The sequence below is a fragment of the Emticicia sp. SJ17W-69 genome (assembly GCF_051209875.1).
In the GTDB taxonomy this organism is placed as follows: Bacteria; Bacteroidota; Bacteroidia; order Cytophagales; family Spirosomataceae; genus Emticicia.
The window spans coordinates 1378760-1392699 of record NZ_JBNTQY010000001.1; the positions used below are offsets into that span (position 1 = coordinate 1378760).

The window sequence follows — 13940 nt, forward strand, 5'->3', positions numbered from 1 at the left end:
ACTTGTGTGTTTTGCTGCAATTTAGGCATTTTTAGATAAAAACTATTTACCAATGGCACGAATTACATAACTATAAGTATATTTTTTTTCCGTCAAACGGTATTCATCATGTGGTAGCAAGCCCCAACTATTATCACCACCAACACCTCTTTGCTTGAGGTCGATGTGTAAAGAAACTAAAGGTTTTTTGATAATATCAATTGGATGACGATTTTTCTTGATTGTACCTTCATCAAATTGTTCGTTTTGATAAGGCATCGCACTAAAGCAAAGCGGCTGAGAACCTTCAACCTGTAACCCAGTGCCATTGGCATCGGTCAATGTCAACCAACGAGTATCGGTTTTATAACCATTTTCTTGTGGACGAACATAATTTTGGGTGAATTGATTTTCAGTTTTATCACTATAAAGCCCTATAAATGAAGCTGAATTGCGATCCGAATAATTTTCAAAAGGACCTCTGCCATAGTAATTGAGGTTGTCAAATTGTTTTGGCAATTCTAACCTCATACCAAAACGAGGCATTTCAGGTAATTCATCATTATGAATATCTATGCTTGCTTGGATTTTGACTGCTCCATCATTTAAAATCAAGTAGTTTAAGGTATAATCTGCCATTATGTTTCCCATACGGTAAACTACTTTTATGGCAAGTCCCTCATTGTTTTTTTCTCCAACGATAATATCTTTGATTTTACGATTACTATGAGCCGCTCGCCAAACGCCTGCTGTTCGAGCAAAATCTTGACCAAAATCATTATCAGTGGTGGCACGCCAAAAATAAGGTTCAGGAAACTGATTGATAATTGATTGACCTTTAAAGGTATATTCAGTTAATTGCCCATAAGAAGTATTGAATGTTCCGCTGATATTTCCTGCTGAGAACTTTAAATTATTTTCGGTGCGATCTATTTTTAATGTACCTTGATTGCTTGTTTTTGTAATAAAATAGTTGCTATCTTTTGCTCCAAACTGTTCACGAGCCAGTTCATGCCCTGCAGGAATCGCAATCGTAGCTTGGCGTTGATAAGCATAGAGATTGAGTAAATATTCGTCTCCATTAGTAGTCGTAAATTTAGGCAAATTGAGCAAAATACTCTTTTGTTGACGAGGCTCTAAATCAATTAAAAAACTATTTTCTTCTACAACAGAACCATTTTTGGTCAAAACCCAACGAAAGTCATACTCTTGAAGATTTGTAAAATCAAACATATTACTGATATTGATTTTACCATTTTTCCAATCTTCATTTTTGAACAAAATATTTTGATATACTTTTTTTACTTCAAAAAGACCAGGATGTGGAGAACGGTCGGCTGCAACCAAACCATTACAGACAAAATTCTCATCATTACGTAAATCTTGACTACCTAAATCGCCACCATAAGCAAAAAATGAACGCCCATATTTATCAGAAGTTTTGATTCCTTGATCTACCCAGTCCCAAATACAACCACCTTGCATCACAGGACTGTCATAAATTATATCCCAATATTCTTGAAAATTACCACTACTATTACCCATTGCGTGTGAATATTCACACATAATAAAAGGTCGAACTTTGCCTCGTTTCCCACTCTTATTGCTCAATGTTCCATCTTCGCTCATTTTCCAATCATAAGCATATTCCTTCATGTGACTAACGGTTGGATACATCGGTGTTACGATATCTGTATTTTCAGCTTCCCCAGCTTGCTCTGATTGTACAGGACGACTTGCATCACGTTGTTTTATCCAAGCATAATTTTTATAAAATACTGGCCCATTACCACATTCATTTCCAAGTGACCAAACTACCACGCAAGCATGATTTTTATCTCGTTCAACTACTCTTTTGGTTCGGTCAATGTGAGCTGCTTCCCATTCTGGTAAATAGGCTACGTGCTTAGTTTTATCAACCCAACCTTGCAATTCTGCCCCCATTCCATGACTCTCAATATTGGCTTCATCAATAACATACATTCCATATTCATCACATAATTTTAACCACATTGGGTCATTAGGATAGTGTGAGCTGCGACAAGTATTGATATTATATTGTTTCATTAATCGTAAATCTGCTTTCATCAATTCGAGGTTTGGTACATGCCCTTCAACAGGGTCATGCTCGTGGCGATTGACCCCTTTTACATAACTACGAACTCCATTGATAAGAAAACTGCCATTCTTTATTTCAATTTTTCGGAAACCGATTTTCCCCCCTGTTGCTTCAATTACTTGATTTTTGGTATCATATAAAGCAATACTCATGGTATATAAGTAAGGATTTTCGCCAGACCAACGATTTATATTTGGTAAAGTACTTTCAAAATTGACAGTATTAAGGCCATTTTTAGTGATAATACCTTTCTTTTGAGTGAAAATTTTCTGATGATTTTTGTCGAAAATCGAAACCTCAACATTAAAAGTCGACGAAGTATTAACTATGCTTTTTACATCAACTGAAAGAGAAAATTTTCCATCTTTATAAGCATTTTCTAAGTCAGCTTTTGCAAAAAAATCTTGAACTGCAACTTTATTTCTTGCAAAAAGAAATACATCACGCTCAATACCGCTCAAACGCCAAAAATCTTGGTCTTCTAAATAGCTACCATCATGCCACCGAAATACTTGAACAGCAAGTGTATTGACTCCTTTTTTTAGAAACTTAGTAATGTTAAATTCGGCGGCTGACTTTGAAACTTTCGAGAAGCCTACTGCTTGTCCATTTACCCAAATATAGGCAGCTCCAGTAATAGACCCAAATTGAATAAAAGTTTCTTTACCGTCCCAGTTTTCAGGAATGGTAAACTTGGTACGATAACTTCCTACTGGATTATAGGCATGGTCGATGTAAGGCGGATTTTTAGGAAAAGGATAGACAATATTTGTATAAATCGGAACACCAAAACCTTTCAGTTCCCAATTGGATGGCACTTGTAAATCTGACCAATTGAAGTCATTATACCCTTCTTTATAAAATTCGGTTGGACGTTCTTCTGGTCGATTCACATAGTAAAATTTCCAATTTCCATTGAGTGATTTATAAAAAGGAGAAGAGGAATAATTATCATTAAAAACATCTTCCACATTAGCATACGACATAAAAGTAGCATGCGGTGCTTCTTTATTAATTTCTACTGTTGTTGGGTCTTCCCATTCTTTGAATGTGAAATTTACTTGTGCAAATACCGACTTAAACAAAAGCTGTAAAGCGATTGTCAACAATATTTTTTTCATAGGTAGGCAAGGGTATTAGTTATGGTTGATATTTTAAGCGTTTTCAAAAATATCTGTAATTTCTTCAACACCGTTTGTGATTTTGACCTTATAGGAGTCTAATTCTAACTTAAATTGATGATAGTAAGCGGTTTTTATGGTTTCTAAAAACGCATCAACTATCTCTGTTTTTACCAAGTTGATGGTACACCCACCAAATCCACCACCCATCATTCTGGCTCCAGCTATCGACTCCGATAGGGGAGAATTCAACGTATGTTCTACTAAAAAGTCTAATTCAGGGCAGCTTACTTCGTAGTCTTTGCTTAAACCTTCATGTGTTTCGTACATTTTTTGCCCAAAAGTTGCTAAATCATCTCTTTCGAGTGCTTCGCAAGCAATTGTCACACGTTCGATTTCCTCTACCACATATTTGCAACGTTTGTAAACAACATAAGGTAATTTATCGGATTGACTTCTCAGCATTTGTGCCGAAACATCTCTTAAACTATCAATTTGCGGAAAGGCATTTTGCATAATTTTTACTCCTTCCTCACATTCAGCTCTACGTTTGTTGTACTCGCTATCACCGAGATTATGTTTTACACCAGTATTACATAAAACGATGGTATAATTGGGAGCGTGGAATGGAAAATATTGAAAACTTAAATCTTGGCAGTCGAGTTTAATTACTGAATTTTCTTTGCCATGAATAGAGGCAAACATATCCATTATCCCACAATTTACACCCGCAAAATTATGTTCAGCTAATTGTGCAATGAGAGCTAAATCGAGTTTTGAAATGTTTAAATCGAATAATTTACTAAGAGCAAGACCCATTCCGCTTTCGACCGCTGCCGATGAAGACAAACCAGCACCAAGAGGCACATCCCCTCCAAAAACTAAATTAAAACCATTCGGAATTGTATAGCCTTTTTTGATCGTTTCAGCTAAAACACCAATCAGAAAATTTGCCCAACCTTTGTCAGATTTACCAATCTTTTCTAATGAAAACTCATAAGAATCTTGCAGATCATAAGAATATAGTTTGCACGTTTGGTCATCTCTAGAAGCAATAGAAAAATAAATAGCCTTGTCAATAGCAGCAGGAAGCACAAATCCATGATTATAATCTGTATGTTCACCTATAAGATTGATTCGTCCAGGTGCACGCACTGAAAGAGTGGGGATTTGGTCGAAAATATCTTCAAATTTTTGGCAAATGAGTTTGTAATACATCATGTTAAATCGTCAGTAGTTTGGATAAAAATTGTAAAAAGAAAGCCCCAAGAAACTTTGGGGCTTCTATCAATAATTTTTTATTAACTTAATCACTTTTGTTTTTTGAACTACTTTGAATCAAAAATAGTGTTTTTTTAAGTTGTTATTGTCTTTATTTTAGTGTTATAAGGACCAAATAGCGTGTGCAATCGTTTGCTTTGTTCTTTTTTATTCTTTTACAATTCATTGCAAACCTTTGCACATATTATCGTAAATTATCAAGCCTTTGGATGTTCGGCTTTTACTTATAAGCCTTTACAGATTGCTGATTTATACCAAATAATAGGGTGTTTTTTACAATAACAATTGATCGTACATCACCTTTAATATTTAAACCTGAAATTTTTTGTGGAATACTTAAAAACTGACCTTTTCCATCTCCTTTGAGTAATAATCCATAATTGGCATCATACTTTCCGAATTTTAGTCGAGTTTTATTTAAATTTCCGCTAAGCAATAAATCTTTTTTACCATCATGGTCATAATCAAGGGTTGTAATCGTATAGATAGGTGAAAATTGCACTTCAATTGGCAAACGCTTCTCTTGAAATTTACCTTTTCCATCATTGATAAAATATGCTGTTTTGAAATAATTAGCCTCTAATTTTTTTGCATCTTTTATTTCGTTTTCTCCAAAAATATCAGTCAAAGTTGCATTAGAATAACTATCATAGCTCGTAAACTTTGGACGTTTGGATGGAACCTGCTCTAAAAGCTCGTCACGAGTGAGATATGGGTAAGACTTACCTTGTATATAAAAGCATAAAATTGGATCAATACTTCCATTGTCATCAAAATCTTTGTAATAAAGTTCGGTTGGTTGGCTATCGCTTGCATTTGCTTGGCTATTGAGTCCGAGATTACCAATGAGTAAATCTGGAGAGCCATCACCGTTGAGATCATCTACCAATAACTTGTTCCACCAACCTGCGTATTTTTTCTCAAAATACGTCTCGGTTTTATCTGTAAACTTTCCATTTGAATTTTCAAAAACTGTAATTGGCATCCATTCTCCTACGATAACTAATTCTTGTTTTTTGTCTTTGTTTAAGTCAACAAAAGCAGCATCAGTAACCATGCCAATGTATTGTAATTCTTTTGGTGTATTATCTTTAAAGTTGCCTTTTCCATCATTTACTAACACATAACTTCGAGGTGTTTGCGGGTATTTTCCTGGAATGACTCTTCCTCCCACAAAAAGGTCAGGTTTTGAATCATTATTTATATCACCCACACGTACGCACGCACTACTTGTAAGCATCACAGGTAAGGCAGCAGCACTTAGTTGAAAGTCACCTTTTCCATTATTTAAAAACAATTGATCTTGAAGATTTGGGTCATTTTCAGTAAAATTGCCATAACCTCCATTTGCTACATAAATATCTTGAAAACCATCACCATTCGCATCAAAGAAAACTGCATCACTTACATCAGCATTTGGATTTGATGGAAAAGCTTTTTTCGTAAAGTTTCCAGATTTTTGTTGCATAAATAATTCACTTTCTTTGCCGTAACTTCCGCCTACAAAAATATCTTCTAAACTATCATTATTTACATCGCCTTTGACCATTGCCGGACTCATAAAAGACAATGAATTTGGCATCAAAGATTGTCTTTTGAAATCATTTTGCAGGGTATTTGATTGAATAGAAGCAATAGGAGAAGCTATTTCTGCAAAAATCGTTGTTTGTTTTGGCACTGCTAACTTTTGAAAAATAGCGTTTTTCTCTTCTAAAACTAAAGTTTGATTAGACTGAATATCTTTTAAAACTTGACTTTTGTCTGTATTCCAAATGACTTTTATAGAATCAATTTTTGTGGTTTTTCCTAAGCCAAAATTGAGTGTAAAACTCACATTCGACTGGAATCCACGTGTAGGCATTTGCTCTTGATATTGTGTATTTCCTTGACTATATAAATAAACTTTTGTACCAATACCCATTTTATTGGCATTTTCGCCTGCAAGTTTTACTTTCAGAAATTGATTACCGAGTTTTGTATTCGCTTCATTTTGATAGACAAAAGCAGGTAAATTAATATTATTGACCACTAAATCTAAATCGCCATCATTATCTAAATCAGCGTATGCAGCACCACTGCTGTTCGATTGTTCGCCAAGCCCCCAGTTGGTAGTTTCGTTTTGAAAATTCAATTGACCATTGTTACGGAAAATATAATTTTTTACATTTGATGAAGGCATTTTTTGTACTAATTCAAGTACATCTTGTCGTTGAAAACCACCCTGTTTGTTTGCCATGAAATCATCCATATATTTCAAGAAATCAAGATTGGTATAATCATGTAGATATCCATTTGTGATGTATAAATCTTTCCATCCATCATTGTCATAATCGGCAAAAAGGGCTGCCCAACTCCAATCAGTGTTTGAAATGCCAGAAACTTGCCCAATTTCGCTGAAACTGCCATTGCCATTATTGATTTGAAGCATGTTTCGCATATATTGATGATGAAATCCAGATTTAACGCTCAAATCAAATTTATCATAATTATCAGGCGACATCAATAATTTTTGACGGCGATTGTCTTCGGGAAGCATATCAAGCGTAAAAATATCGGGTAATAAATCATTATTAATATCGGCTACATCATTGCCCATCGAGAAATTGGAGGTATGCCCCAATTGCTCACGACTTACTTCATTAAACGACCCGTTTTTTTTATTAATATAAAGACGGTCAGGCACGGCATAATCATTGCTCACATAAATATCAGGCCATCCATCTTGGTTAAAATCGGCAATACCTGCTCCCAAGCCATACGATAAAGCCGAACTTTGAATGCCTGCTTGACGAGTAACATCTTTAAAAAAACCTTTATCATTTTTATAAAACCTTGAGCCACTCACGGCATCATCAACTTTGGTCAATGCAGCAGTGCGAGCTTCGTCCAAAACTGGGAGTGATTTGATATTATGATTGAGTAAAAACATATCCAAATCACCATCTTTATCAGCATCAAAGAAATAAGCATTGGTACTTGAAGCAGGGCTGTCGAGTCCAAATTTTGCAGCTTGCTCAATAAATGTTGGATTGCCGTTAGCATCATTCCCTTGATTGATGAATAGCTCATTTGCCTTTTTTTCAGGCATTAAATTACCCGAATGGCAGACATAAATATCTAATTTGCCATCTGCATTTACATCCGACAGTGTAACCCCTGTTTTCCATGGACCTTCTCTTCCTGCAACACCAGCAATAGCAGTAATATCTGCAAATTCCATGTTTTTCTTATTCAAGTATAAGCGATTAGACTGCATATTTGAAGTAAAATAAATATCATCAAATCCATCACCATTCAAATCCCCCACAGCTACACCACCTCCATTATAGAAATATTCATACATCAAAACATTGGTATTTAATCCTTCATTAATGATATTTTGGAAATCAATATGTGTTTTTTCGGAAGGAAGTAAAGTGAAAATTGTTTGCTGCTTTTCACCTTCGGGTTCATTGCTTTCTTGTTTTGAAGTGGGTTTATTACAGCTAATAAAAAAGGTGTTTACTACAATGAATAAGTAAAAGGTTGTCGAAATTTTCATTTTTAAAATCATCAAGCTTCTCTGTTTGGGAGTCAGGGGTTGGGGTTAAGATTGGATTTTGCTAAACAAGCAAACAAATATACAAAGATGTTTTATAGATTGTTTTTAAATATGCTTAAAAACAAAATCGAGTAGCCAAATAGCATTGATGCTTTTGGCTACCCAATTTTAGAAATTCAACAATTAATATCCAGGATTTTGGATTAATTTATTATTTCGATTTATTTCATCACGATGAATTGGTAAGAAATAAATTTTATCGTCCCAGTTGCGATTTTCTTTACCTGGGTCAATTTTACCAACGGTATATGTATAGTCGTAGCTACTTGGGTCAAATTTATAAATCGAAACGGTCTTCCCAGCTTTTAAAGTTCCTTTAACAAAAATGATACTTGCCTTACGTCCAAGAGTTGTTGGAGCAATCATCCAACGACGAGCATCGTGGTAACGTTGTTCTTCAAATACCATTTCGACTCGACGCTCATTGCGATAACGCTGACGAAGTTCTTCACCAGTTTCTGTAATGGCTGGCATACCTGCTCGGAAGCGAATTTGATTTAACCATTTTTTAGCTTCGGTGTCTTCACCTAATTCTATACATGCTTCTACATAATTGAAAATTGCTTCAGTATAACGTAAAAATGGCCAAGGAATTTGTTGCCAAGAGTTTTGGTCAACTAAGCCTGGGTTAGGATCAGTAAACTTACGCATATAGTAGCCAGTATAACTTCCGTTCCAGTCTTCAATGCTACTTTTACGTGTATCTAAGCCAAAATGTGTCCTTTTTGTTCCACCCGAAATGACTTCGTACTCACCAGTTTGGATTTGGTTTGCTGGGTCGAGTGGAGCTGCACTTGCAGAGCGTGGTTTCCAAGGAGAACCTTCATATAAAACGGTTGATTTTAAACGAGGATCTCTATTTTCATAAGGGCTTTTGGCATGGTCTGGATTATTCCAGCTAAATTTCGAGCCATCCATCATTTCATAATCATCAATCAACTCTTGGATTGGTGTATTTCCTGCCCAGTTGTTATAGCCATTTGGCCCATTGAAAAGCCCAACACGTCCACCGTCTTCGTTTTTACTTTGAATAAAGTACCTTCCGAAAATGATTTCGTTTTGCCCACCATTTCTTGCCAATGATTGATTCATGTAGTTTGTTGAGGCTTGTTCTGGAGCAACAGGGGCTGATAACCCTAATTGGAAACCAAACCCAGGCAAATCTAAGACAGCTTTTGCGGCTGTTTTTGCTTTTTGCCAACGTTCAGTACGACTGCCACTCACAAAACCCATCAATTCAGGTTTAGAAAATGAAGCCATTGCTTTAGACTTTGCTTTGGCAGTTGGTACATCATATAAGTCACTGGCAGCATAAATCAACATACGTGATTTTAATGCTAAAGCCGATGCCTTAGTTGCACGCCCTTTTTGCAAAGATTGACCATCAAGTAATACAGCTGCTTCGTCGAGGTCTTTTACAATAAAATTAAGACACTCTTCAAAAGTATTTCTTGCAGTTAAAAAATCACTATCAGTTAAAGCAAATGCTTTGTCAACGATTGGTACGCCGCCGTAATAACGCACCAGTTGATGATAATAATAGGCTCTCATAAATTTAGTTTCACCTTTCAAACGCTCAACAATTTTATTAGCATTTGGAAATTGCGGATTCTCTAAATTTTTCAATGCAAGATTACAAGCTCTGATTCTTGAATACATATTTACCCAACTCAAAGTACCATTAATCCAACCTGGGTCGGCAGGGTTACTTCTGCCCTCAGTGATAGTCGTAATATTTCTTCCAGGATGCGTAAAAATAGTTTCATCGGTCAATGAGGCGAGCATCTGCTCATTAAAACCACCTACTCCTAAACCTCCATATAACTCACTTACAAAAGCCTCAGCTAAAGAAGCATCTCCCCAAACTACATTTTCAGATAATTGGTCGAGTGGTTTGGTATCTACAAAGTCATCATTACAACTAATCGCAAAAAACGAAACTGTAAGGAATGACAAAATTATTTTTTTATACATTTTCATTTTTCTAATTTTTAAAATTTAACATTTAAACCTAAGTTCATCACTTTTGATTGAGGATAATATTGACCAGTAGTACTTGCTGTTTCAGGGTCGAATACCTTTAATTTATCAATAGTAAATAAATTGATACCACTTGCATAAATTCTCATGCTGCTAAAGCCAATTTTTTTGCCGATGCTTTCTGGAATGGTATAACCCAACTCAAAGTTTTTCAAACGCATATAATCAGTGCTTCTCAACCAATATGTGTTTCCACCTGAAAAATATTGGTCAGAACGGTTGGCGATACGAGGGTGAACATCACTTGGATTATCAATTGTCCAACGATTTTGATAAATATCAAGTAAATAATTACCAATATTCCCCATTTCGCCTGCACTTACATATTGTTTTGCACCAGCAGCACCTTGAATCAAAATACTTAGGTCAAAATTTTTGTATTGAGCTCCAAGATTGATACCACCTTGGAAAAGTGGAAGTGTAGTATTATCGGTTCTTACTTGGTCGTCAGGTGTGATTTTTCCATCTTTATTATAATCTACATATTTCATATCACCAGGTCTGAGTTCTTTCACAATTGCTGAATAATCAATACCTCTTGCGTCAATTGCAGCTTGGTCTTTGAATACCCCATCGTAAAGATATGCCATGAAGGTGTTCATAGGGCGACCAGTTGTTCTTTGCCATTCTGGAGCTCCTGGTGCCTCGTCCCAGAATTCAATTTTATTTTTTGAATAACCACCGTTGACACTCACATTATATTTGAAATCTCCGATTTGACTGCGGTAGCCTACATTGAAATCAAATCCTTTGTTTGATACTTCTCCGATATTTTGTGCTGGAAGGCTGATACCTGTTGATTGAGGTACAGAAGCATTTTTGAACCAAAGGATTTTTGAACGATAGTTAGAAAAATAATCAAATTCAAAACTTACTTTTCCGTTGAATAATTGACCTTCTAAACCAATATTTGAATTAGAAGCAACTTCCCAAGTGATATTTTCATTAGGTAAACGAGTTTCGTACAAAGTTTTTTGCTCGGCATCACCCAAAATATAACTACGGAAACCATACGTTGAAAGGTATTGATAAGTAGCTGGCGTAGTTGAGTTAGGAAGATTTACTTGGTCATTCCCCAATTGTCCCCATGAACCTCTTAGTTTCAAGAAGCTAATAAATGGAAGTTCTTTCATGAATTTTTCTTCTGACACTACCCATCCGGCCATTACACCTGGGAAAAAACCATAGCGAGTAGCTTTAGGGAATCTGTCGGAACCATCATATCTCCACAAAAATTCAAGAAGGTATTTTTCTTTGAAATTATAAGCAACACGACCAAAGTAATTGATACGTGCAGTTTCAAAACCACCACCACCGTTGTTTCTTTCTAAATCGCCACCTGCAAACATTTGGTCAAGTGCTGATGAAATAAAGTAACGACGGTAAGCATTAAAGTTATTTCCTTTGATAGTTTCGGTGTTTGTTCCTGCTAAAACAGTAATGCCATGATTGCCAAATGTACGCTCATAAGTAGCGACTCCGCCAAGCAATATATTGAGTTGGTCGTCAAATGATTGTGTTAAGTTTGGTTCGGCAGGCCCACGCTTGCTTGCTACCAATTTTGGTGTAGTACCATCTGCTTCAAAACCAGAGCCTTGTTGGTATAATAGCCACGGAATTTGCCATAATTTTCTTGTTCCAATCCTTTTGTCAATGGCTGCTGTTCCTGTAAATTTCAAACCTTTTACCCAAGGAATTCTGATGTCGAGTGAACCGTTACTTTGAAAGTAATCTTGTTTTTGGCGATCATAGCCAGATAAATCGGTTGTGATGACAACAGGGTTTTCACCATTTTCAATATCGGGGCCAGGAAGCCCATTTGGCCAATAAGCTTGTTGCTGCGGTTTTCCTCTCATTTGCATTCTGAAAATGGCAGCGGCCGAGCGTGTTGGATAATTTCGTGCTTCTTCACGAGCCAATAAACCGATGTTTAAATCGATGTATTTGTTGATTTTTGCATCTAAATTGAATCGAACATCATATTGTTGATAGGCCGTAGCTGATTTTTTGTAGAAACCATCTTGATTTTGATACCCAATTGAACCTAAATACTTTACGTTTTCTGTTCCACCCGAAACTTGTAAATTGTGTTGAGTTTGTGGTGACCAAGGCTTTAAAGTTGCGGCATACCAGTCTGTATTTGGGTGTAGCCAAGGGTCTGAACCATCATTGTATTGTTGAATATCTTTTGGTGTAAAAGGTGCTTTTCTGATTGAGCCATCAGGGCGAGTATATGAACCTGTCGATTTATAAGCAGTATTGGCTGCTCCCCATTCGCTTACAGGTAAACCATAAATATCGAGGTCGTTGAGCATACTTACATATTGAGCGGCATTTGCCAATTTAGGAATGACTGTTGGCTGTGAAAAACCTTGGTTAGCCGAATATGAAACCTGTGGTTTTCCTGTTTTACCACGTTTGGTAGTAATCAAAATTACACCATTAGCAGCACGAGAACCATAAATAGCTGCCGAGGCATCTTTTAATACCGACACACTTTCGATGTCATTTGGATTAATGCGGTCAAGTCCACCAGCACGGTTTGGAATACCATCAACAACGATAAGAGCATCACCATTGTTCAATGTATTTGAGCCACGAATACGAATCGCCGAACCATCGGCACCTGGCTCGCCGCTACGGTTTACAGCCACAACACCAGCCATACGTCCAGCAATTGAGTTACTCAAGTTGACAGTTGGAGATTTGATTAACTCAGAGCCTTTCACTGAGGCTACCGAACCAGTGATGGTTTCTTTTTTCTGAACACCATAACCCACCACAACCACTTCACCTAAAGTTTTGGTGTCTGTTTGCATACCAACATTGATAGTTGAGCGATTTCCAACAACGACTTCTTGTGGTTCATACCCAACGATACTAAATACTAATACAGCTTTACTATCAACGACCGTGAGTGTATAATCTCCGTTTGCATCAGTTGTTGTCCCTTTTTGTGTACCTTTAATCAAGATACTTACACCAGGTAAAGCTTCTCCTTTTTCGGCATCAGTTACCTTTCCTGTTACCTTTTGTTCGAGAATTTTACCAGCACTGGGCTTAGCAAAAACATTTGGAACAGACAATGCCCCAACTGCCCCCAAAAGAAGTACGACGAGGGTTCGTAGAGTAAATTTTTTCATAGAAGAGTTTGAATTTTTAAGGTTAATAACACGGTAAGATTAAAATGAAATTAATTTTAAATTAAAATTGAATTAAAAGTAAATTAAAATATTTTAAAAAGTATGATTTTATGATTTGAAAATATAATAAAACTAAGGAATATGTGAAAATGTTGCTTATTTAGCTATGTATATAGCATTTGCAAACGTTTGCACAAAATTTTATTATTATTATTATTATTTGTACTATTTGAAGACTTCAGCAACAAGTGTATCCCAGGTTTAATTTTTTAATTGATTTTATGAGAAGGCTAAAAGTTGCCAACATAAAATTTTAGATGAGAAATTTGAGGATAAATTCTAACAAAATGGTGTAAATGATTAGGCTATTTTTATGGAATTTTAGGTGCTAATTTTAAAATTTCGTACTTGCCTTTGCAAGTATTTTTTTTAAATAATAGATATGCTACAATCTATCGAGAGGATATTCTGGAAATTAGTATAAAAAAAATGCAATTTTTTGAAAAAAAAGCAAATCTGTGCAAACCTTTGCACATCATAATGTAGAGATAAATACACACATTCAAACGTTTGCATAGCTATTTTATGCTATTTTTCAATATAAATAATGCAAATAATTCTTGTATAGATTATACTATTATTGCAATTTGCGATGG

Annotated in this window: 5 protein-coding genes; all 5 read right to left on the minus strand. The window is 35.8% G+C overall.

Annotated elements, in window-relative coordinates; genetic code table 11:
• Nucleotides 1-42 precede the first annotated feature (42 nt).
• Nucleotides 43-3219: a glycoside hydrolase family 2 TIM barrel-domain containing protein gene (locus tag ACQUQZ_RS05695; protein ID WP_435353815.1), complete on the minus strand. Its 3177-nt coding sequence runs from the start codon at nt 3217-3219 to the stop codon at nt 43-45.
• 33 nt (nt 3220-3252) lie between these two features.
• Nucleotides 3253-4437 carry a galactokinase gene (gene galK / locus ACQUQZ_RS05700; protein WP_435353816.1) on the minus strand — a complete coding sequence of 395 codons (1185 nt, stop codon included), beginning with the start codon at nt 4435-4437 and terminating at the stop codon, nt 3253-3255.
• 283 nt (nt 4438-4720) lie between these two features.
• A complete protein-coding gene (locus ACQUQZ_RS05705) occupies nt 4721-8041 on the minus strand; it encodes a VCBS repeat-containing protein (RefSeq protein WP_435353817.1) in 3321 nt (1106 codons plus the stop codon).
• A 183-nt stretch (nt 8042-8224) separates the two neighbouring features.
• Nucleotides 8225-10081 (minus strand): RagB/SusD family nutrient uptake outer membrane protein, encoded by a 1857-nt coding sequence (locus ACQUQZ_RS05710; RefSeq protein ID WP_435353818.1) that lies wholly within the window; start codon nt 10079-10081, stop codon nt 8225-8227.
• Between the two features lie 11 nt (nt 10082-10092).
• A complete protein-coding gene (locus ACQUQZ_RS05715) occupies nt 10093-13284 on the minus strand; it encodes a SusC/RagA family TonB-linked outer membrane protein (protein WP_435353819.1) in 3192 nt (1063 codons plus the stop codon).
• Nucleotides 13285-13940 lie beyond the last annotated feature (656 nt).